General features: G+C 34.6%; 19 protein-coding genes. 12 read left to right on the forward strand and 7 right to left on the reverse strand.

The window, feature by feature from the left end; all coding sequences use genetic code 11:
• Window positions 1–546: 546 nt before the first annotated feature.
• The 7 genes from ACFS6I_RS08695 (at window position 547) to ACFS6I_RS08725 (ending at window position 11,014) form a co-directional block, all read left to right on the forward strand.
• Window positions 547–1,050: a hypothetical protein gene (locus ACFS6I_RS08695; protein WP_021188363.1), complete on the forward strand. Its 504-nt coding sequence runs from the start codon at window positions 547–549 to the stop codon at window positions 1,048–1,050.
• 464 nt (window positions 1,051–1,514) lie between these two features.
• Entirely contained in the window at window positions 1,515–2,906 is a 1,392-nt protein-coding gene (locus ACFS6I_RS08700) for an RtcB family protein (RefSeq protein ID WP_380919696.1), read from the forward strand.
• Between the two features lie 4 nt (window positions 2,907–2,910).
• Complete coding sequence (prfH, locus tag ACFS6I_RS08705; protein WP_380919698.1) at window positions 2,911–3,534, forward strand: peptide chain release factor H; 624 nt, start codon at window positions 2,911–2,913, stop codon at window positions 3,532–3,534.
• Between the two features lie 342 nt (window positions 3,535–3,876).
• The gene (locus ACFS6I_RS08710; RefSeq protein ID WP_380919700.1) at window positions 3,877–4,419 is read left to right on the forward strand and encodes an RNA polymerase sigma factor; all 543 of its coding nucleotides are present in this window, start codon (window positions 3,877–3,879) and stop codon (window positions 4,417–4,419) included.
• A 53-nt stretch (window positions 4,420–4,472) separates the two neighbouring features.
• A complete protein-coding gene (locus tag ACFS6I_RS08715; RefSeq protein WP_380919702.1) occupies window positions 4,473–5,570 on the forward strand; it encodes a FecR family protein in 1,098 nt (365 codons plus the stop codon).
• A 248-nt stretch (window positions 5,571–5,818) separates the two neighbouring features.
• The gene (locus ACFS6I_RS08720) at window positions 5,819–9,181 is read left to right on the forward strand and encodes a TonB-dependent receptor (RefSeq protein ID WP_380919704.1); all 3,363 of its coding nucleotides are present in this window, start codon (window positions 5,819–5,821) and stop codon (window positions 9,179–9,181) included.
• A gap of 15 nt (window positions 9,182–9,196) precedes the next feature.
• Window positions 9,197–11,014, forward strand: coding sequence for a RagB/SusD family nutrient uptake outer membrane protein (locus tag ACFS6I_RS08725; protein WP_380919706.1), 1,818 nt, complete (start codon window positions 9,197–9,199; stop codon window positions 11,012–11,014).
• 244 nt (window positions 11,015–11,258) lie between these two features.
• On the opposite strand, the gene ACFS6I_RS08730 is transcribed toward ACFS6I_RS08725, so the two are convergent.
• The 4 genes from ACFS6I_RS08730 to ACFS6I_RS08745 all read right to left on the reverse strand — a co-directional run bounded on the left by ACFS6I_RS08730 (window position 11,259) and on the right by ACFS6I_RS08745 (window position 14,467).
• On the reverse strand, window positions 11,259–11,786 hold the full coding sequence (locus ACFS6I_RS08730; protein WP_132768334.1) for an STM3941 family protein: 528 nt from the start codon (window positions 11,784–11,786) through the stop codon (window positions 11,259–11,261).
• A 120-nt stretch (window positions 11,787–11,906) separates the two neighbouring features.
• Window positions 11,907–12,377, reverse strand: a complete 471-nt coding sequence (locus ACFS6I_RS08735) for an OsmC family protein (RefSeq protein ID WP_380919708.1) — start codon at window positions 12,375–12,377, stop codon at window positions 11,907–11,909.
• Between the two features lie 58 nt (window positions 12,378–12,435).
• Window positions 12,436–14,079 carry a serine hydrolase gene (locus ACFS6I_RS08740; protein WP_380919710.1) on the reverse strand — a complete coding sequence of 548 codons (1,644 nt, stop codon included), beginning with the start codon at window positions 14,077–14,079 and terminating at the stop codon, window positions 12,436–12,438.
• Between the two features lie 58 nt (window positions 14,080–14,137).
• Window positions 14,138–14,467, reverse strand: coding sequence for a DUF6249 domain-containing protein (locus tag ACFS6I_RS08745; RefSeq protein ID WP_380919712.1), 330 nt, complete (start codon window positions 14,465–14,467; stop codon window positions 14,138–14,140).
• 124 nt (window positions 14,468–14,591) lie between these two features.
• Here ACFS6I_RS08745 and ACFS6I_RS08750 point away from each other — a divergent pair, with 124 nt between their 5' ends.
• Window positions 14,592–15,179, forward strand: a complete 588-nt coding sequence (locus ACFS6I_RS08750) for an RNA polymerase sigma factor (protein WP_380919714.1) — start codon at window positions 14,592–14,594, stop codon at window positions 15,177–15,179.
• Window positions 15,176–15,559 (forward strand): hypothetical protein, encoded by a 384-nt coding sequence (locus ACFS6I_RS08755; RefSeq protein WP_380919716.1) that lies wholly within the window; start codon window positions 15,176–15,178, stop codon window positions 15,557–15,559. The genes ACFS6I_RS08750 and ACFS6I_RS08755 overlap by 4 nt, the downstream gene beginning before the upstream one ends.
• Window positions 15,560–15,658: 99 nt before the next feature.
• Here the strand turns inward: ACFS6I_RS08755 and ACFS6I_RS08760 are convergent, their stop codons facing one another.
• The 3 genes from ACFS6I_RS08760 to ACFS6I_RS08770 all read right to left on the reverse strand — a co-directional run bounded on the left by ACFS6I_RS08760 (window position 15,659) and on the right by ACFS6I_RS08770 (window position 18,845).
• Entirely contained in the window at window positions 15,659–16,390 is a 732-nt protein-coding gene (locus ACFS6I_RS08760; protein ID WP_380919718.1) for a carbohydrate-binding family 9-like protein, read from the reverse strand.
• Window positions 16,391–16,499: 109 nt separating this feature from the next.
• The gene (locus ACFS6I_RS08765) at window positions 16,500–17,729 is read right to left on the reverse strand and encodes a hypothetical protein (RefSeq protein ID WP_380919720.1); all 1,230 of its coding nucleotides are present in this window, start codon (window positions 17,727–17,729) and stop codon (window positions 16,500–16,502) included.
• 27 nt (window positions 17,730–17,756) lie between these two features.
• Entirely contained in the window at window positions 17,757–18,845 is a 1,089-nt protein-coding gene (locus ACFS6I_RS08770) for a glycoside hydrolase family 18 protein (protein ID WP_380919722.1), read from the reverse strand.
• 238 nt (window positions 18,846–19,083) lie between these two features.
• Here ACFS6I_RS08770 and ACFS6I_RS08775 point away from each other — a divergent pair, with 238 nt between their 5' ends.
• From ACFS6I_RS08775 to msrB, 3 genes are all read left to right on the forward strand, one after another.
• Window positions 19,084–19,629 (forward strand): sigma-70 family RNA polymerase sigma factor, encoded by a 546-nt coding sequence (locus ACFS6I_RS08775; protein WP_380919724.1) that lies wholly within the window; start codon window positions 19,084–19,086, stop codon window positions 19,627–19,629.
• A 364-nt stretch (window positions 19,630–19,993) separates the two neighbouring features.
• Window positions 19,994–20,443, forward strand: coding sequence for a DUF417 family protein (locus ACFS6I_RS08780; protein ID WP_380919726.1), 450 nt, complete (start codon window positions 19,994–19,996; stop codon window positions 20,441–20,443).
• A gap of 12 nt (window positions 20,444–20,455) precedes the next feature.
• Window positions 20,456–21,562 carry a peptide-methionine (R)-S-oxide reductase MsrB gene (gene msrB, locus ACFS6I_RS24470; protein ID WP_449329220.1) on the forward strand — a complete coding sequence of 369 codons (1,107 nt, stop codon included), beginning with the start codon at window positions 20,456–20,458 and terminating at the stop codon, window positions 21,560–21,562.
• Window positions 21,563–21,806 lie beyond the last annotated feature (244 nt).

A 21,806-nucleotide genomic window follows, 5' to 3' on the forward strand; every position in this document is an offset into this window, starting at 1 on the left:
ATCTTACTGAAAATAAGTTAATTTATCAATTAAACTAAAAATGTTAGCTATTTTATTTTCTCTTTTAATCTCATTTCTGAGAGTAAGTGAGATCTCGAATACTAAATAAATTAGTCTAATTTTTGAATGCAAAAATCATTCTAAAATTAATTTTAAAAATGAAATAAAGCTAAAATAATTAGTATGAAATTGAGTTGTGAATTTGTCTTTTTTAACCGCAATGCAGTTGCTATATATTTTAGTATTCGTTTATTAATGGATTTATGTTCATGAATTTTATAGAAATTATTAAATCTAGGATAATTACATATAATGATGAAAATATAGGAAGATAATAGAATTTTAGCTTGGTCTCGATGTCGTGTAGTAGACTTGTAAATTGGACTTTAAAAAAATTTCTAAGTAAAAATACATTTAAAGGTGGTAAACTCTTTATTTATTCTTATAAATACCTGTTTTAATGATAATTGTCAAAAGAAAGCACATTTATTGCTTCCATTATACTAAAATAGTGACAACCCAATATTTATCATTAATTCAAATCGTATGCAAGCACATTCAAAAACATACTCAATTATCATAACTATATTTTTACTTTTTCAAAGTTCGGCTGTTATTTCGCAGGATTATAAAGATGAGCATATACTGCGAGACATTGTTTTTATGAGAACTGAGGGGCTGGTGATGACACAGTTGATGGAAAAACATAGTAAGAATAAGGATATACTTGTATTATGCAAACAGATCAGAAATTATTATAAAAATACACAACCGATATTGGTCGACATTATCAAGGGTAAAACCATTGATCTAGATCAAAATCAGTTTGAGCAGATCTGGAAAGCAGGAGAGAAATCTTTTTTATATTACAGTGATGAGTCCGAAAGTAAGTGGAACAAGTTATTTTTGGAACATATTAATGCAAGTGTAAATGCTTATACCAAACTTCTTCGGGAAAGACAAGATGATGATATCGCTTATTTTACTTTCAGAGCTTTACCAGAACTAGTCAATCTTGCAAAAGCATATCAGACTTTAGACATTAATTGATCAATTTGTAATAAATCTATTTAGTGAAAAATTTCGGAAAGTGATTTTCGGAATTTTTCTATTAAAATAAAAATTGTAATAGTGTATATCAAGCACTTTTTTAGAATATTTTGAAGAAGAAGGCATTGCCGTATTATTTTTTTTAAAATAATTTTTACTTAATTCAAAATAAATAATATATTTGTCACGATAAATAATAATTACCCTTTAAACGGAGAACAAAAAAATGTCTATAGTTACTATAACATCCATTAACATTACTGCAAAAGATGCGGTCATGGTTCTTCGTGCCCAGATATAAAGGATTCTATCAAATCATTATATTAAAAGCCCGAAGATAATTCGGGCTTTTTTGTTTATTCTATATTTTACATGCAAATTTTCCCGAATTGACAATTATTGGAACTTGTTTCCACATATTCACTGTGTTTTTTTAACACATTTTTCAATTTTATAATACAATCATGGGAAGTAAAATCTCAGGGAAAGACCTCATAAAATTAGGTTTTCCTCAAAATAATACAATAAATATTGGTTTAAATCAAATACAACGTTATAGAAAGCGTGAGAAGAAAGAAGCTGGCTTACAAGAATTAAGTGCGGTATTGTCTAACCCTAGCATCTTTCAGCATCATGGGATTTGGGGCAAGTTAGCAGAGGGTTTGATCAAGCCCGTTGAAGTGAAAATGCAGGAGTTATTGAAACAGCGCGCTCCATTTTCGATTTTTGGAGAAGATGTGATTGATGAAAAGGCTAAATTTCAACTCTATGATGCTTTAAAACTTCCTGTTGCAGTGGCAGGCGCATTAATGCCCGATGCACATTCGGGATATGGTCTACCTATTGGGGGTGTTTTAGCTACACATCAGGCTGTTATTCCTTATGGTGTCGGTGTAGATATTGGATGTCGTATGAGTATGTCTATTTTTAATTTGCCAGCCTCGTTCATAAGAGGGAAAGATGCTATGCTCTTAAATATCTTATTAGAACACACCAAATTTGGAATGTATGAAACGCATAAAAACAAAAGTGACCATGAGTTATTCTATCGATCCGAATTTCAGGACATCCCGCTTTTAAAAAGTTTGAAAGACAAAGCTTATAAGCAACTGGGAACCTCAGGTGGTGGAAATCATTTCGTTGAATTTGGAATTATTGAACTTACACACCCCAAACCTGAATGGAAACTTGTTGCTGGTGAATACTTAGCCGTATTGTCACACAGTGGTTCTCGTGGATTGGGAGCAAATATTGCAAAACATTATACATATCTGGCTAAAAAGCAATGTCCTTTACCACGTCAAGTACAGCACCTTGCTTGGTTAGACCTGAATACACATGATGGGCAGGAATATTGGTTAGCAATGAATTTGGCAGGAGACTATGCAAAAGCATGTCATGAAAATATCCATCAGCGGATTGCTAAGGCCTTGGGTAAGCGTATTGTAGTGACAATCGAAAATCATCACAATTTTGCATGGAAGGAAATGGTCGATGGTCAGGAATGTATTGTACATCGTAAAGGTGCAACGCCGGCAGGTAAAGGTATTTTGGGAATTATCCCCGGATCGATGACCGCACCAGGCTACTTAGTAGAAGGCTTGGGACATGTGGGAAGCTTAAATTCCGCTTCACATGGTGCGGGACGATTATATTCGAGAGCTGATGCAAAATCCCTTTTTACCAAAACAGCAATGAGTAAAAAATTAGCCGATGCTGGTGTTCAAGTTATCGGAGGCAGTATGGACGAATCACCGATGGCCTATAAGGATATTGAAAAAGTGATGAGTTATCAAAAAGAATTAGTAACAGTTTTGGGAATTTTCAAACCAAAATTTGTCCGTATGGAAAGTTAATAAAATGGAAGTATATATTCAATTAAGTTCAGGAAAAGGACCCAAGGAGTGTGACTTTTTCCTTACAAAGGTGTTAAGTATTTTTAAAAGAGAAGCATTAGAAAAGCAGATATTGGTGACTATTGTGAGTCAAGAGCAGAGTGAGGGGGAGTTAATAAGATCTGCAATTTGTAAATTAACAGGACACGATATCGATATATTTCTTCAATCGTGGACAGGTTCTTTGCAATGGACTTGTAAAAGTCCATTTCGTACTTTTCATAAAAGAAAAAATTGGTTCATTGCTTTGTTTATTGTTAATGAGAAGAATGAGGTAGCAATTTCGGAAGATGATATTCTTTATCAAATGATACGAAGTTCGGGACCTGGTGAACAACATGTAAATAAAGTTAGTTCTGCTGTTCGCGCACTTCATATGCCGACAGGGATAATGGTTGTAGCGATGGATACAAGATCCCAATTACAAAATAAAAAATTAGCAACAGAACGTCTTGCGTTAAAGATCATGAATATGCAGGATCTGACTGTTAAGCAAGAAAAAGACCTCCAATGGCATAATCATTCTGAAATAGAGCGTGGTAACCCCATCCGGGTTTTTAAAGGTATCAAATTTAAAGGTTCATTATAAATTTGATAGATGGAGATGAATCACTTTTCAAAAGCCCTATGTTTAAATACCTAGGGCTTTTGTACTATAATTAAAATTTGCATTTATATGTGGAGGTACTAATTTATCTAAATAAGCAGTCTTAGACCGGAATTATTTCATTTTTATGTAAAACCGTAGCATCGATAGATCACTATATTTTAGTTGATTAATGAAAATTTTTAATAAAAACCAGATTAAAAATGTGATTTGTTTTTTGTTAAATATTATATTAACGCTATCTTAACACACCAATTATAACTTTGCAACTGAAGAAATGTAAAGTTCTAGTATGCAATTTAAATTGATCAAGAGTAAGAAATCATGAAGACGTGGTCTGATAGCGAATTGTTTGAGGAATTAAAGAAGGACAATAAGATGGCCTTTTCAATTTTATTCGATCGATATTCGGATATTCTTTTTCGTTTTATCCAAAAGCGGATTGAATCTATTCCAGATGTCGAAGATATAATACAGGAAGTTTTTATTTCTATGTGGAATAGACGAAGCAAAATTGAAGTGAGTGATTCCATTTATCCTTACTTATTTAAAGCTGCCAAATATGAGATGATTGATTGGCTTATTAAAAGTGAAAAAAGAAATCGTCATCTTGATTATCTTGAGATTAATAAAGATCAATATCTTATCGGCACTACCAGTGAAGATGAACTGATCGCTAAAGAACTTGCAAAGCTTTTAGAAAATGAAATGTCTCGTATGCCTGATACTATGCGTTCTGTTTTTAGACTCAGCAGGAGTGAAGATATGTCAATAAAGGACATCGCCAATCAACTTTCTTTATCTGAGCAGACTGTCAAAAATAATGTTTCTATGGCGCTGAATAGACTCAAATTTAAACTCAAATAATTATTTTACTTTTTTTCGGTACTTATTCACCCGAAGTCGGGTTATAAGGATGTATGAAGGAAAATAAACCCATAGATTCTCAAAAACAATTACTTCAGAAATATCTGGATGGTCAATGTACACCTGAAGAACATAGACTGCTTTTGAATTGGTTTTATTCAATTGAAGATGACCAGTCTCAAGAGACTTCGGATACCGAACGGATTCAATCATTAGGTAGATCAAAATCTATCGTAATGGATCAGCTAGATGTTACTTCCGATTCAAATCCAGTGAGAAAGATGTTTGACTGGAAAAGATTTTCCGTAGCGGCCGCTGTTATAGTGATCGTGAGTATTACTACATTATACTTTGTGAAAAATAATATTCAAATAAAGGAAGTCCATTTGGCAGCACAAATACCAGATTCTACTGGAACTTATAAAAATGATATCCTGCCTGGGTCTTCGTATGCTTATCTATCTTATAAGGGTAAAAAAAGTGAAATAAAAGACCATCAACTAAGTAAGAGTAATGTCCCGCATTCCAGCAACTATTTTATAGAAGTACCCAATGCTGGCACATATAAATTGGAATTAGAGGATGGTACATTGGTTTGGTTAAATTCTTCCTCTACACTAGATTATCCGGATGCTTTTGGTGTAAAAGAGCGTCGGGTAAAGCTCACAGGTGAAGCTTATTTTGAAGTGAAAAAGGATAAGAATAGACCCTTCCGCATTGAAGTCGAAGGTAGTACTGTTGAAGTTCTAGGTACAAGTTTTAACATTAATGCTTATGCAGATCAAGTGAATACAACTCTTGTTGAAGGTAAAGTAAAAATTCTAAAAGGAAATCACGAACATGAGTTGCTTCCTGGAGAAGAGGCTTTGATAAAAGGTGATGAAATTAAAATCCAACAAACAGATGTTTCAAAACATATAGCTTGGCAACGAGGAGAGTTTTATTTTGACGGCAACAATCTTCAAGATATTTTATCACAGATTGCGCGATGGTATGATGTTGAAATTATTAATGCTGAAGCTTTAACCTTAAATTCATCTTATAAAGGCTCTTTAAGTCGTGAATTGAAACTTTCCGAAATTCTAAATTCATTGGCATATGTGACTAAGAAAAAATTTGAAATTGATGGACGAAAAGTAATTATAAAATAACAGAATTATAAACCTTAAAATTTGAATGATATGATCGAAACCTAACAAATACTAGTTTACGGCCAGATCCATAAAAAAAGGGAGTGTTGACGCACTCCCAAATGGAAAAAGGCAATTTATTGAAATGTGAATTCTATAGATTAATCAACCTTTAACTATTCAAAGTTATGAATTTTTTTTCTCCTATAATAATCCGGGATGATCGGAGGAGTCGACCCTATGCCTATGTTTTTAAAATCCTGCTAATTATGAAGTTAATTTGTATGCTGGTTGTGTTGTTTACACTCGGGGCCCAAGCATCGGGATATGCTCAGAATGTAAATATTTCGATGAAGAATGCGAAAATAGAGCATGTGCTGAAAGAGATATCTAAGCAGACTAAATTGCGTTTTTTTTATGACGAAAAATTACTGGAGCAGACCGATCTTGTAGATGTGTCTGTTTCTAAATCAGATGTTCGCACCGTCTTAAATCGGGCACTAAAAGGTCAAAATCTTGCATTTGAGATCATGGGGGGGACAATCGTTATTACTGAAAGAAATAAAACAGATATTGAAGTATCCGGTACAGTGCGTGATTCTACTGGGGTTATGCGGGGCGTAACTGTATCTGTTTTGGGAGTATCTGGCCTTTCGACAAAGACAGATGCAGATGGACGGTTTTCTCTTCGTGTACCAGAAAATGGCATTTTACTTTTCCGTTTTTTAGGCTACAAAGATCAAGAGGTTCAGGTTGCAAATCAAAAGGTGATCAATATCCGAATGGAAAGTGCAGAGTCGCACTTGGATGAAGTTATTGTCGTGGGTTATGGAACTCAAAAAAGAGTCAATTTATCTGGTGCTGTTGACCAGATCAGCGAAAAGTTTTTGGATAGCAGACCGATTACTAATGTTGGCACTGGGCTACAGGGAGCTATGGCTAATCTAAACATAACGCCTACGAGTGGTAGAGCAAATAGTTCACCTGGGATTAATGTAAGGGGGTATACATCATTATCTGGCGGTGGACCATTAATTGTGATTGATGGCGTTCCGGCCACAAATGATGAATTAAACAGAATGAATCCCATTGATATTTCTAGTGTTACGGTTTTAAAAGATGCCGCATCTGCAGCAATCTATGGTAGCCGGGCTGCTTTTGGTGTGGTCTTAGTAACGACAAAAACAGGAACAAGTAAAGAGATAAAGGTAGCCGCCAATTCAATTTTTGCAGCTAAAGCAATAACTAGAACGGTTGACATTGAAGATAATCCATATGAAGTCATGAAGTATAGGAATATCATGGGTGCTCCTTGGTATAATCTTTATGATGAAAGGATGCTCGAATATGGTAAAGCTTTAAATGATGATCCTTCATTACCACGTGTGATTGTGGATCCAAAAAATCCTAATGCTTATATCTATTTAGGTTCAACAGACTGGTTCAAAGAAGTATATAAAGATATTCAGCCTTCTTACACGAACAACATCAATATATCTCAAAAAAATGAAAAGTCTTCATTTTATCTTTCTGGAGAGTATTATAGACAGAATGGTATGCTCAGAATCAGTCCAGATACCTATGATCGCTATAATTTTAGAGCTAAGGGAGATTATAAATTAACGGATTGGTTTACATTATCTAATAATACAACCTATACTGCAGATAAATATGACCAACCATCTGCTATTGATCAAGGTTATCTTTACTGGCATAATGTTAACCGCCAGCCCTCATTAAATACGGTACGCAATCCTGACGGAACCTATACAGAAGCCGGTGTAAGTATGATCGGTGCTGTTGCCGATGGAGGAAGAAGTGTTCGCAGAGTCAATGATTTTCAAAGCAGTTTTGGAGCTAAGATCGATCTACTAAAAAATGTTTGGACTTTAAATGGTGATGCAACATTTAGAAGGGTATCCGGTAAAAGTCATTATTTTGTGGTGCCACTGGAATTTAGTACAGGTCCAGGTGTTATCAAACGCCAGGCTTTCAATAGCTCAGCTTCCAATGGAAGTGATGAAACTCGCTATAATGTATATAATCTGTATTCACAGTACCAACAGACATTAAAGGATCACTATTTTTCATTAATGGTTGGTTTTAATCAGGAAGAGCGTATTTATGAGTCGTTTTCTGCCTCACGTGATCAATTGATTGCCAATTCTTTGCCTACTATTGGACTAGCCACAGGAGAAACACCTTCAGTTGGTGCATCTGACTATGCATGGTCGGTCAGAGGTGCATTTGCTAGAATTAACTACAGTTATAAAGAGCGATATATTTTTGAATCAAATCTGAGATATGACGGTTCTTCAAGATTTCCTAAAAAAGATCGATTTGCATTTAACCCATCAGTTTCTGGGGCTTGGGTGATTTCAAAGGAGAACTTTTTTGCTCCGCTAAGTGCGTCTGTTTCAAATTTGAAGTTACGTGGATCCTATGGGTCATTGGCTAATCAAGATCTGCGTGATAACTATTATCCATATATCGCAAATATGGGAAAAGGTACAAGTATTGTGTTAGATGGTAAACGCCCTGCTTATGTAACAAGTCCTGGTTTGGTCTCGCCTACGTTAACTTGGGAAACAGTTACACAATCAAATTTCGGAGTAGATATCGGCCTTTTTGGTAATCAATTTTTTGGATCATTTGATTTGTATCAACGTATGACAAAAGATATGCTGACTGCGGGTCGTACGTTACCTATTGTTCTCGGTACCGGAGTACCATTAGAAAATGCAGCAGATTTAAAGACAAAAGGTTGGGAGTTAACCCTTGGTTTTAATAAAGAGTTTATGGTAGGTTCTAAACCTCTTTCCTTTGCAACTCGATTTAATCTTGCTGACAGCCGTGCTTACATAGAAAAATTTAGCAATCCTAAAAATAACTTAAATGATTACTATGTAGGACAGGAAATCGGTGAAATGTGGGGATTGACCACATTAGGCTTTTTTCAGTCAGCTGCAGAAATAGAGGCACATGCTGATCAGAATGATGTTACTTCTTATCCGGGTACAAGAGGCCTCGAGCCAGGTGATCTTAAATTTGCGGACATAAACGGAGATGGAAAGATCAATAACGGTGATTGGACATTAGCAAATCATGGTGATTATAAAGTGATCGGTAATTCAAGACAGCGATACACTTATGGCCTTGATTTAACATCGGCATGGAATGGAATCGACCTCCGTATATTTTTGCAAGGTGTCGGTAAGAGAAATTATTATCCTCCTGGAGGCGACCATTATTTTTGGGGTATCTATGCTCAACCTTGGGCGAGTTTGACAAAATTTAATTTAGATCACTGGACGCCAGATAATCCAAATGGATACTTACCTAGACCTAAATCTTATGTAGCTGAGCAAAGTGGAATCGAATTGGCAGCTACACAAACTAAATATTTACAAAATGCGGGATATTTAAGGGTTAAAAATATTACGGTCGGTTATACTTTTCCAAAATCGTTGACAGATAGATGGGGAGTGGATCGCGTTCGTTTATTTGCCAGCGGCGAAAATCTTTTTGAATTTACGAAATTGATGGATTATTTAGATCCGGAGATTGTAGGGGATAGAACTGCTTATCCATTTCAAAGAACATATTCTTTGGGCTTGAATTTTAATTTTTAAATAATGAAATGTATCATGAAAAATATAAATAGATGGATAATCGTCGGGGGTACATTAATGAGTATGTTTGCCCTAGTTACAAGTTGTAATGATGATTTTATGGATCGATATCCTACTACATCAGTTACTGAAGAAGTTTTTTTTAATAATATTACAGATTTAAAAACATATACCAATAGTTTTTACAATACTTTAAGTTCACCGATCGCAGATATCGGAACGGATAACTTGGCCCATCATAATTCAGGAAGCGCTATAGATGAAATGATGAGGGGAGGTATAACACCTCAAAATGCGAGTGTTTGGAGCTGGTCCACTTTGCGTGGGATCAACTTTTTTCTAGAAAATTATGGACGCGTTAAGAATGCCAGTGCAGAGGAAGTGAATCATTATGTCGGTATAGCCAAATTTTTCCGTGCACGGTTCTATATTGATAAAGTCAATATGTATAATGATGTACCTTGGTATGGACACACTTTGAATACCGCAGATATTGAACCGCTACATAAGAAGCAAGATAGTAGAGCTTTGGTGGTTGATTCTATTATGGCTGACCTAGAATTTGCAGCAGCCCATATAAAACCTGACGGACACAAATCTACTGTGACTAAATGGGCTGCTTTAGCACAGCTGGCACAGTTCGCACTGCAAGAAGGTACATACCGTAAATATCATACCTACTTAGGTTTGGCTGCTAGTTCTAAAACGTTTCTAGAAAGAGCAGTATCTGCTTCGGAGAAAATCATAAATGAGGGTGGCTTTCAGATCAGTAAAGCCGGTGGTGTAGATAGAGCTTACAGAGACTTGTTTATCAGTCAAAATCTTCAGGCAAATCCGGAAACTATTATGTTTATCGATTACGATAAAGATTTGAATATGAGACGGAATACGCATACGGTATTAGATTATGAATGGGCTTTAAGCCAGACACTGATGGAAAGCTATTTGATGAAAGATGGTACTAGATTTACAAATCAACCAAATTATAAGACAAAAAATGTCAATGAAGTATTTGCAAATCGAGATCCACGTTTTGAGCAAACATTCATGAAGCCTGGATTTCAATCGATTGACGCAACGACACCACATCGTTTGAAGCCAACTTTAGGTGGGTATAATCAGATTAAATTTTATCCGGAAGTTACCGAAATGATTAGCTGGGAAGCTTCTTACACGGATGCATTTGTATTTAGATATGCTGAAGTCCTATTAATTTATGCAGAAGCTAAAGCAGAACTTGGAACTTTGAATAGTCAAGCAGATCTGGATAAGTCGATCAACCAACTAAGAGCGCGTGTTGCTATGCCTCCTATGATTTTAAGTGAAGCGATGGGTGCTGTAGATCCCATATTACAACAGTACTATCCTAATGTAAAAGGAAATGTTGGACTAATTTTAGAAGTTAGAAGAGAAAGACGGGTTGAATTAGCATGTGAAGGCCAGCGCTATCGTGATATTTTTAGATGGGAAGTTGGTGAACGTCTTGCAGATCAACAGCAAGGTATGTATGTAAAGGCGTTAGGTGCAATGGATGTCACTGGTGACGGGAATCCCGATATAGCTATATTAGAATCGGCAAAAGATACAGGTCCTATTGCTGGGTTTACTCCAGAACAACTGAAGAACATTACACTTTACTACCTCAAAGATGCAAATGGTAATAATAATAGCATTTACCTAGAGAATGGAAGTAATGGACATATTATGTTTACTGTTGCTAGGGATAATAAGAAAAACTTTATTAAAAATAAGCACTACTATTATCCTATCGCCAATAGTCAAATGGTGTTGAGTGGAAGTAACTTAGTGCAAACATTAGGTTGGGAACAATAGTAGGAAATAATCGATCTTACATAACCTTAAGAGAAGATTAAAAAGGTAATTAAGAGAAGGCTTATCTTTGATGGGATAAGCTTTCTCTATTTTTGTATTTTTATTAAATTTGGAAATTTAGTAGATCGACCTTAATTAAATAATAATGCCATAAAAGTCTTTTCGCAGAATCGGAAATGAAGGTTTATATTATAGTATGATGGTTTTACAGGAGACCATTCATATTATTATCGAAAATGAATAACTATGCAACTTGTTGTTTCCAGTAAGATACAAACAAGTCATAGAGTTCATTTATGCTCATATCAATTTCGGAAGCAGAATACATGATCTGTAATTCTTGAGATTGTTTATCAAAAGCCATATTCCAAAACATCTTGGAAAGTTTTGTTTGGTAATATGCTACATTCGTTAAGTATACAACCACCAAAGTATCGCCACCAACTTTTTGAACTTCTAAACCAGTAACATCTTTCCAGTTAATTGCTCCAATACCTCTTGATAGAGGTGAGGTTTTTCCGCTTACAGTGTTTTCATTCAATTCAAAAATTGCAGACTTATCATTCATATTTATGATACTCTTTATCACGAAAATCAGCATAATCAAAAATACAGCCCCACTTGCCACTGCTACCTTTGCTTTAAAAATATCGTCAAAAGTGCCTAATCCATAAATAAATACAATGCCCAGGACTAGACAGATCGCTCCAGAACTGATTAATAACTTTCTGCTTTTAGCTGTATCTCTAAAGATTTTAATTTCTTTGTTCATATATCATGTATGTATTAATGAACAGCGAAAGTAAAGAATTTTATCATATACCCAAGAAATTTGCGAAGTTATATACGTTATTTATATACCTGTCTTTTATGGAAAGTACCTATTATATTTTTATCCTGCGAGGCATGTCGGCATATGCATTACAGGAAAATTGCACGAATTGGCTATAAAACAGAGTTGATTAGCTTTTTTGTGCAAATCTAACGCTAATGCAATTTGCTCCGGATTTAAAATAACCACTGCAGGTTTTAGTATTACCTCCACAAAACGGCCACTAGCATCTGAATTAACTTCTAATGTAGCTTCTGCATGGTCTGTGTAAGAGATGACCTCAATGTTGTTTTGATCACAAAGATAAAGATAAGACATCATGTGGCATGAAACTAAGCTACTCAGCAAGAGATCTTCTGGATTGTATAGACTTGGATCCCCTTTGAAAGCTTTAGCGGCAGAGATTGCCAGATCACTTTTCCCTTCAATAGAAATGTGATGGCTTTTACTATAAACTTTTGATTTAGGAAAAGCTGCCTTGTTTGTTGAAAACCAACTTAGTGCCACTTTAAAGATGTGCTTGAACGCCATTTTTTATTTCAAATTTAACTTCATTATACTAGATATCCAACCCGATGAATAATCTTTATTATAATTTTTGAGCTTTCATTTCGCTATTCTGAATTTTGCTTAAACCAATGACCACATTTTTGGAATCAATTAGGAAGATAATGGAAGCATCTAGGTCTCGCGCAAAGAATTTATGTTTTGCAAAGGGTACAAGTTCTTTTTTATCATGACCAACTTGTCCATAAAGTTTATTGTTTTCTAGGGTTACTTTAAATACAGGTCCTGGGTTAAATTGGTAACTACCTACATATTGTTGCATCAATTTTAAAGGTATTTTAATGCTATTATGTAATGTTATCTCATTATTTTTCAGATAACCATTAACAGATATTCCTGTACCAGTCATTGCAAAATGAGCTGCTTTAGATTGTTCTTTTTTATTAAAATTTAAAGTTATCAAACTGTTTCCTAAAATAAATTGATCTTTTGCAATTGGAATTAATCGAGTTTTAGTTCCTCCAAGGGTATAGTACATCAGATTACCATCTTCTAATCGGATAATGTATTCATCGTCATTATCGAGTTTATACAGCCCTTGATAAGAAGATAATTGTGTAGTTGTTAACATAACTTCATGAGTAGTATATGGTTTTCCTAAACTTATTGCTAGCAACTTCGAACCCAATATATCTAGATCTGTAAGGTTATCACTATTTCTAAAAATAGATATAGTAATTTGCTCTTCTGGCAAATAAGCGACATAGGTATAAAAACCATTAATTACTCCAGTATGTTTAACACTTGGAGATCCTTTTACATTACCGATTTCCCAGCCATAACCATATCCAGTTAACCTTCCATTAGTTAGTCTAAAAGACGTAAAAGCATTTTTAAGCGTTTCCGGTTTCAGAAATAATCCATTAGACAAAGCATTGTACCAAATTTGTATATCCTCGGGGGTGGAGGCTAATGATCCTGCTGCGTAGGGCAATGTCATGCTCAAGAAATTTGTATTTTGATAATTCCCATTTTTTTGTGAATAGCCAGATACCCGTCCTTTAATAATTTTAACAGGATCATCGAAGTAAGAGTGTTGCATTCCTAATGGTTTAAAAATATGCTCTTCAACATATGTCGCATAAGATTGGCCTGTAACTTTTTCAATGATATTGCCCAATAATACATAACCAGAATTCGAATATTTATAATTGGTTCCAGGTTCATATTCAAGAGCCTCATCTTTAAAAAGATTGATTAGTGCTGTAGGACTTAAATCTTTCCTTTTTAATTCTTCACTAAAGATGCTAAGACCCGTATAATTCTTGATTCCAGCAGTATGCGTAAGTAAAGCTTCAATAGTGATCATTTTACTTTTGGTCGGGAAATCAGGAATGTATTTCCGAATATCATCTTGAAGTGACACTTTACCTTGCTCTACAAGCTTTAAGATCGCACAGGCTGTAAACTGTTTGGTAATTGAACCTATACGAAATACATCATCTAATTGCATATCAACATCCAGTTCGATATTAGCTTTGCCGAATGTGTTTTTATACAGAATTTCATTACCTTTTGTGAGGTATATAACAGTACCAGGAGCATTATTAGGAAGCTCATTCTTGACGATTGAGTCAAATAAGCTAACATATTTTTGCGCAACGCCTATGCGAGGCAAAAGAATGGAAAATCCGAGGCATAGCAATGCCATAAATGATATTTTCATTTTAAAAAATTAAGGTAAATATTAAAAAAAAATTGATTTTAGAAATGATGCAAATGCTTTATTTACTTCTTTTGAGTAAATAGAAAGATGCGATCAGCGCTATACCCAATCCAAGAAAAATACTTGTAATCATCAACGTGAGTTTTTGTAAAGGGAATAGTACACTTAACACAGTGCCACTCACAATGCCGATTGAAATTCCGATAAAGATGATACCTAATACGAGTAAAAGTGGTCTGAAATCTGATTGATCTTTGAAGTAATCGGGCTTCAGTCCTCTTTCCAGAATTTCCATTCGCTCTTTGTGTCTAGTGGTAAAATAGTAATAACAGATTCCAAATACAACAAGAGATATGGATATAAATAGTGCGGCCGATGTGCTTTGCATGTTAAAATATTTATTGATTATTTCTTAATGAGACTGAAAATCTTTATCATTGGTCACCAATGTGACCAATTTTTTTTAAACCGAGTCTAAGCATTAGTACAAGAAAATTAATCTAGCCACAAGTATGCTGTTTGGACAACCTCGTAAGAAAGAAGATTATTATTTGCAAAAGGCGATTCAGGGTGAAAGAGAAGGGTTTGAATATCTTGTGGCCACATATAAAAATTTAGCATATACACTTGCTCTTAAAATCTGTGGTAATAGTGAAAATGCTGAAGAAGTAGTACAAGATGCGTTTATGAAGGCTTTCAGCGGATTGTCCCATTTTCGCAATGCCTCAAAATTTTCTACTTGGCTTTATAAAATTGTCTATTACACCGCATTGACTAAAAAAAGCAATCAACGTAATGATACGCAAGAGCTTAATGAAGACTCAGGTGCAACGGCATATGTATTAGATGAAAAAAAGGAATTTAATAATTTAGTGGTTGCTGATCGGGAGAAGTACATCAATTTGGCTCTCAGTCAGCTTGGAGAAGAGGAGCGGATTGTCATTACTCTTCATTATCTGGGTGAAAAAAGTATTGCCGAGATCTCAGAAATCCTTGATTTAGGAAAATCAGCAATTAAAATGAAACTACTGCGCGCAAGGAAAAAGCTAGAGAAAGCTCTTAACGATTTACTCAAAGACGAATTAAAGGAAATATTATGAAAAATAGAATGTTAAAAGACAACGATCCATTAATAAACGTGATAACTAAAGAATTAATGGATGTTCCTTCCTCTGAGTTTTCAGCTAAATTACTCCAAACTTCAATAGCCAGCTATAAAGTTAGTTATAGCATAAAATATCGGAAAGAAGAACGTTTAGGCAAGATCATCATGCTTGTGCTTATTTTTTTTAATTTAATGACGTTATATATTTTAAACCCGTTAAATCTGACTCCTGTTGCAGCATTCTTTTTTCTAGCAGGAGGGCTTTTAGTTGGATTATCATGTCTATGGATGATTTTGAAATCATCTCAAATTAGCAGAAGTAAAATCGAATTAAAATTGCCTTCATTAGATAATTTTTCAAATGTTACTCACTAAGAAAATTTTAATAGATAAGTGATTTAATCGAGTAGCTATCAACAGAAGGTTAAACAACAAGATCAATATATACTTCGCAAATCAAAATTTAGCTCAAGTTTATTGAAAATTTATATTCCCAAAAAAATCTATAGCATGAAATTGCGGATGCGGTAAATGAATGGGTGACCACGATAAATAATGAGGTTGTTCCAATTTATCGCCACATTTATAAAAGTTGCCTTTAAACTTTTGATCAGCCAATGAATCCATTGGAGTTAAATAGAAAGCAGTTAATGGTATCATTACAGCTAGTTGCCAAGATGTTATCTGATTTGGAATATCGATTGGATCTTTACCCAAAGAGGACCATCGTTTAATACTGTTTAATACAGGTTCTGTGGCCAGTGCGCGTTTACCAGGCTTACCTGCTTGCATTAATAACTTTCCGATGCAGTTGAATTCAAAATTATAATAGGTCAAATCAGAGGCCTGAGGTTGAACAAAGAATTCAACACATGCATCTTGAAATACTTTACCGTTATCTTGATTAGTAACAGCCCGTACATGTTGCTCCTCTACTTTGTAATGAATTAATAATGCCTTTTCAGTGTATGCAATAGCAAAACTAACCTTGGGTTTATAGGGATATGTCGTCCAGTTCAACTGATCAATAAATTGGTAAGGAATAGCCGCATTATTAAATAAAAGAGGGATATCTTTAGGATCTAAAATAGCCGATTTCAATCTATTTACTGTTAAGGACTTTGACGTTTTATGAACTTGGCCAGTTAATCTAAATGTTGTAAATACAGCGCAAAAAATAAGTACAGCTCCAATCGAATTTCTCATTATAGATATAAAGTAACTATTTGTAAATATTTAAGTCATATGTGTTGATGGTGCAAAAACATATTTTGAACACAGGGTAATCATATTTTCCATGGTTTTCTAAATAAATCTACAACCTTAGTTTTATATTAATCTTTTCAAAAAAGCCCGCTGTCCAGATTACTAAAATAGCAAAAAGAAAGCAGTTAATAAGACCCGGCAAGCCCGAGGTTAATTGATCGGGTAACGTAATTAAGGTAAGACTAGAGGCTGCATAATAGAGATAAGGCACACAATAGGTCGTAAGTGTACTTGTGCCTGCCGGTTTGATCCATTTAAACCATCCTGTCAAGTTATAATGCGTTAAGACATCCATTAATGTATATGTCAACAAGGAAATACATAAGACATAAAATAACCAAGGTAGTGTCGCCGAAATTTTACTTACAATCCAATAATGATGGCAGATATATCCAATAACTAAACTTATCACTCCGCAGGCAAGTATATAAAACCATTGTTTGCTTTTAGATAAATTTTCCATTTTAGCTAGTGAAATACTGAATAATACACCACCCATTGTAAAAGCAGTGAGTACAGCATTACCGATATGAAATAATCCAATGAATCCGTCAATAAAATTACCTTTTGGCAGATCTAAAATTGAAGTTCCCCCAAAGTCAGAATTTAATGGCGTTTTAAGAATTGCGATTAAAATAAGAGTAAAGCCAATGTACCACAGATATTTGGCATTTTCACGAAACAGTAAATAAACCGTCGCACAAAAAAAATAAGCAAAACCAATCATCCCCAGTATACCCCAATTCGAAGAAAATATAGATCCATCGGCCCCTTTAAAGCTAATCGCTAAATAGAGCAGTAGGAATACACCTATTATTTTAAAGATCGGTATCAGGCCTTGTATGCTATGATTTGTAACCTTTGAATAGTCGTTCCAGACGGCAACGAAAGCTATGACCATCAGTACCCAATAGCTAGCGATCGAATAAGGAGCGTCTACAGCAAGCCTAGCTTCGGAATTTCCGATAAAAACACCCATAATCAAAAGCGCAAATGTGCGGGATAATATATGTTTTATTGTCGATAACGATCCATACCCTTTAGTATACCGTATCTCGATTGCATAAGGTATGGATAAACCGACAGAGAAAAGAAAGCAGGGAAATATAACATCTGCTAACCCCATAAAATCTTCTCCATAAGCCGCATGTTCAAGATAATGGGGGACATCATGAATTTTCCAAAAATCATTAACAAAGATCATGATCAACATGGTCAATGCCCGCATCATATCAATAGCTAGATTCCGCTTGTTATAAAATGTTCTTTGCTTTTCCATTCCTTCAAAAGAGAGATATTCTGGTGCTCATGTTCTATTATTAACTATTCGAAGATACCTGTATAAACTGTACTCGAAGATACCTGTATAAACTGTACTACGGAGTATTCCTTCATCTGTATCACCTGCATATTCCCAATACATCGCCCCTAATAGACCTTTTGTTACTATAAAATTGCATTTGAGCTTGATGGATTCTGGAGTTTCATAGGATAAAACAAATTCTCCTTGCTCATTGACCATATAATTGGCTTTTGCAACATCGTCCCATTTTTTTTCCAATCCTTGTAGCTTTAACAAATCTTTGTAATCGATAAAACTTTTAACTTCTTGCTTATTTCCTCTTCCATAAAATGGTATTCCTAACACAAGTTTGTGCGCAGGTATACCTGCGGCAATATGTGCCGTAACCGCTTCCTCACATGTTGTATTACCAGACATTGCTGATCGGTAGAGGCTGGCATGGTGGTACGGAGGATTACCGGAATCATACGTCATGATATTGACAAAATTTAAATAAGGTTCAAGCATATCAAATGCAACATATTTACCACTTGCCACAGAAGCCATGGTCAGCAATTTTTTACTGCCGATCGCTTTTCTAATCGCTTTCATCAATAAACTAAAATTATGGGTATCATTAACATTGGAGGATATGCCTGAGGCCGAATTGGTAGGGTATTCCCAATCGATATCTATACCATCCAAATGAAATTGCTTGACAACACGAGCACAATCTTGGGCAAATTGCGCTCTGGTGATCTTGTCAGAGGCCATCTCGCTAAATCGACCACTTCCCCAACCACCGATTGATAATAAAACCTTAAGATGAGTATGTTTTTTCTTCAGATCAACAATAGCTTGTAACCGCGTCTCATGATCGATACGGACACCATTATAAAGATCATTGACATGACCAAATGCGTAGTTGATATGTGTCATTTGCTTTGGATCAGGGATATCCGAAGTCCAGGAAGTTACATAGGCGACTATAACCTTCGCCGGTTTCTTTTTCGCAAAAGTTGGTGAAATAGCCATAACTAGCACTAGAAAAACAATAAGCGCTTGAAGGGAGAAAAACGCTATACACGCTTTTTCATGCTTTCTAATTATCATAAGGATATGTATGTTAGGTTTTTATTAATTTCAGGTTAGCCCTATTTGTAAATATAATATATTATTTACTGATATTCAATTCGTTAGACGATTATTGTCATTGAAAAAATAAATTATCTAAATAAAAAATACAACGGATCATTTATCTAATCTGATTGTAATGTTAGATGAATGTTAAAGTTGCCGCCTATAAAAGTTTATTCTTTAACTTTATAAAGCAGTATATTTGAATAACAGCATGGATGAAAAGATAGAGACAATTAATCAGTGGATTGACGATTACAGTATGCCCTTATTAAACAGAGCAATGTATTTAGTGTCTGATAAAGAAGACGCTGAGGATTTGGTGCAAGATGTTTTTATAGATGCTTTTGAATCATATAATAACTTTAAGGGTAATAGTAGTCCTTTAACTTGGCTTATGCGTATCTTGAAGAATAAAGTTGCTGATTTTTATCGCAAAAAGTATCGGAATACCGGTCAGATTAGTTTGGACTATTTTTTTGATGAATCTGGATCTTGGAGAGGTGATGATGTATTGCATGAGTGGAATGAAGAGCAAAACCTGTTGGATGACAAGGAGTTTCATGTTGCTTTGGAAAAGTGTTTAGAAGATCTTCCTTTGAAGTGGAAAATCCCTGTCAAGCTTTATTATCTGGAAGAAAAAAAGTCAACTATTGTTTGTCAGGAAACTGGAATTACAACGACTAATCTTTGGAAAATTCTCCAGAGAAGTCGTTTACAGTTACGTACCTGTTTGGAAGATAATTGGTTTAATATTTAAGATTAAGACATCACTATGTTAAAAAGAGCCATACATTTTTTACTGTTTTCTTGTTCTGAGACAACTTTGTTAATCGAAATGCATCATGCAGACAAATTACCGATGATTCAAAAATTAAGGTTAAAAGGACATCTTTCCATTTGTAAATGGTGCAGCGCTTATGAAAAAAAAATTATTATGATGGATACTCTTTTGCGCAACAGTATGAACAAAGAACATAATCAGATTATTCATGAAAATGATATACAGGATTTTAAAAGTAGAATAAAGAATAAAATTAAAACTTAATCTTTTTTGTCAGGATTTTAAAGTATCAGCGACTATTGATGTAAAGAAAAATCAATGAACTTTAAAATCAATCAAAATGCATGCAAAAAACAAAAGTAAAAGCCCACATGTAGCGTCTTCGTTAGGTTACTATATTTCGTTGGGGGGAGCAGTTCTTATTTTGCTTTGGATAGGCATATTTAAGTTTACACCTACAGAAGCAAATGCAATTAAACCACTGGTAGAAAATCATCCACTATCGTCTTGGATGTATAGCATATTGAGTGTACAATCCGTATCGAATCTTGTAGGTGTACTGGAAATTTTAGTAGCAATTTTACTTATCCTGACATTAAAATTTGACAAATTGAAGAAATATGCAGGATTTGCAATGTGCGTCATATTCCTGATGACATTGAGTTACTTATTCACCACACCGAATATGTGGAAAATTATAGATGGCGTACCCTATACAGATTTTTTTATACTTAAAGATTTGATGTATTTAGGATTTGGTATGCATTTGATTAATTATAGGACAGTTTAAAAAAATAAAACGATGAAAAATACTTTAATAATATTGATATGTTCTATTGGAGTTGTCACATTGATGGCAATGGGTTTTGCTTCAAGGAAGAAGACAATAGAACCGTTAAATAAAAGACCGACCGACATGAATAGTAAAACAAAGGAAATTTATTTTGCAGGAGGATGCTTTTGGGGGACCGAACATTTTTTTAAGCAAGTGAGAGGTGTTACTGCTACAGAAGTGGGATATGCGAATGGAACAGTTGTAAAACCAACTTATGAGGCAGTTTCTACAGGTGTAACTGGAGCTGCGGAAACCGTGAAAGTTGTCTATGATCCTGAAGAAATTGATTTAGAACTGTTAATCGATCTATTTTTCAAAACGATTGATCCAACACTTTTAAATCAACAAGGAAATGATATCGGAACACAATATCGAACTGGTATTTTTTTCTCCGATAAAGAAGATGAAAGTTTAGTACATCAAAAGATTGAAGAATTACGGCGAGCTTACCCGCAAAAGAAAATAGTTGTAGAATTTGGACCTATAAAGAGTTTTTACGATGCAGAAACATATCATCAAGATTATTTGGACAAGAATCCTAGAGGCTACTGTCATATAGGGGCAGATCTATTTGAATTAGCAAAGAAGGCAAATCCCGCCAAAGTAGAGGAGTATAAAAAAAAGGATAAAAAAACCTTAAAAAAAGAGCTTACTGATATTCAATATAATGTAACTCAAAAAAATGCTACCGAGAGCGCTTTTGATAACGAATACTGGAATGAATTTAGAGAAGGGATTTATGTCGATGTGACGACAGGAGAACCCTTATTTATATCTTCAGATAAGTTTCAATCGGATTGTGGATGGCCAAGTTTTTCAAAACCAATTAGCGAGAAAATAGTAAAAGAATTATCGGATAATTCGTATGGAATGGAACGTACTGAGGTGCGTAGTAAAACAGGAGATGCGCATTTAGGACATATTTTTAATGATGGTCCTGCAGACAAAGGAGGGTTGAGGTATTGTATCAATAGTGCATCTATCAAGTTTATTCCTAAAGATGAAATGGCGACTAAAGGTTATGGTAAATATATCGCTTTGTTAGACAAAAAAGATCAGAAGTCACTAAGGTAACATGTTGTTAATGAGGTGGTAAACTACATACGTAGATCATAAAGTTATGGATTTAAGCACTCTTATTAAATAAGCCATTTCTTAAAATTTACAATAAATAATCAGATAAAGAGTAAGACATTTTAAACATGGACTTACTCTTTTTTATTTAGTTATATTTCCTTCAAAACGCTTTAAGCTGTCTATTGCCATGCATTCTTAGCACAATAGTTTTTAAAATTCATTTACCCGACGTCATTTATTT

Origin of the sequence: Sphingobacterium anhuiense (assembly GCF_042686355.1) — a bacterium.
Taxonomy (GTDB): domain Bacteria; phylum Bacteroidota; class Bacteroidia; order Sphingobacteriales; family Sphingobacteriaceae; genus Sphingobacterium; species Sphingobacterium anhuiense.

Coding starts and splice junctions, on each gene's coding strand:
- ACFS6I_RS08695 (WP_021188363.1), top strand. CDS start 547: ATGCAAGCACATTCAAAAACATACTCAATTATCATAACTATATTTTTA.
- ACFS6I_RS08700 (WP_380919696.1), top strand. CDS start 1,515: ATGGGAAGTAAAATCTCAGGGAAAGACCTCATAAAATTAGGTTTTCCT.
- prfH (WP_380919698.1), top strand. CDS start 2,911: ATGGAAGTATATATTCAATTAAGTTCAGGAAAAGGACCCAAGGAGTGT.
- ACFS6I_RS08710 (WP_380919700.1), top strand. CDS start 3,877: ATGAAGACGTGGTCTGATAGCGAATTGTTTGAGGAATTAAAGAAGGAC.
- ACFS6I_RS08715 (WP_380919702.1), top strand. CDS start 4,473: ATGAAGGAAAATAAACCCATAGATTCTCAAAAACAATTACTTCAGAAA.
- ACFS6I_RS08720 (WP_380919704.1), top strand. CDS start 5,819: ATGAAGTTAATTTGTATGCTGGTTGTGTTGTTTACACTCGGGGCCCAA.
- ACFS6I_RS08725 (WP_380919706.1), top strand. CDS start 9,197: ATGAAAAATATAAATAGATGGATAATCGTCGGGGGTACATTAATGAGT.
- ACFS6I_RS08730 (WP_132768334.1), bottom strand. CDS start 11,786: ATGAACAAAGAAATTAAAATCTTTAGAGATACAGCTAAAAGCAGAAAG.
- ACFS6I_RS08735 (WP_380919708.1), bottom strand. CDS start 12,377: ATGGCGTTCAAGCACATCTTTAAAGTGGCACTAAGTTGGTTTTCAACA.
- ACFS6I_RS08740 (WP_380919710.1), bottom strand. CDS start 14,079: ATGAAAATATCATTTATGGCATTGCTATGCCTCGGATTTTCCATTCTT.
- ACFS6I_RS08745 (WP_380919712.1), bottom strand. CDS start 14,467: ATGCAAAGCACATCGGCCGCACTATTTATATCCATATCTCTTGTTGTA.
- ACFS6I_RS08750 (WP_380919714.1), top strand. CDS start 14,592: ATGCTGTTTGGACAACCTCGTAAGAAAGAAGATTATTATTTGCAAAAG.
- ACFS6I_RS08755 (WP_380919716.1), top strand. CDS start 15,176: ATGAAAAATAGAATGTTAAAAGACAACGATCCATTAATAAACGTGATA.
- ACFS6I_RS08760 (WP_380919718.1), bottom strand. CDS start 16,390: ATGAGAAATTCGATTGGAGCTGTACTTATTTTTTGCGCTGTATTTACA.
- ACFS6I_RS08765 (WP_380919720.1), bottom strand. CDS start 17,729: ATGGAAAAGCAAAGAACATTTTATAACAAGCGGAATCTAGCTATTGAT.
- ACFS6I_RS08770 (WP_380919722.1), bottom strand. CDS start 18,845: ATGATAATTAGAAAGCATGAAAAAGCGTGTATAGCGTTTTTCTCCCTT.
- ACFS6I_RS08775 (WP_380919724.1), top strand. CDS start 19,084: ATGGATGAAAAGATAGAGACAATTAATCAGTGGATTGACGATTACAGT.
- ACFS6I_RS08780 (WP_380919726.1), top strand. CDS start 19,994: ATGCATGCAAAAAACAAAAGTAAAAGCCCACATGTAGCGTCTTCGTTA.
- msrB (WP_449329220.1), top strand. CDS start 20,456: ATGAAAAATACTTTAATAATATTGATATGTTCTATTGGAGTTGTCACA.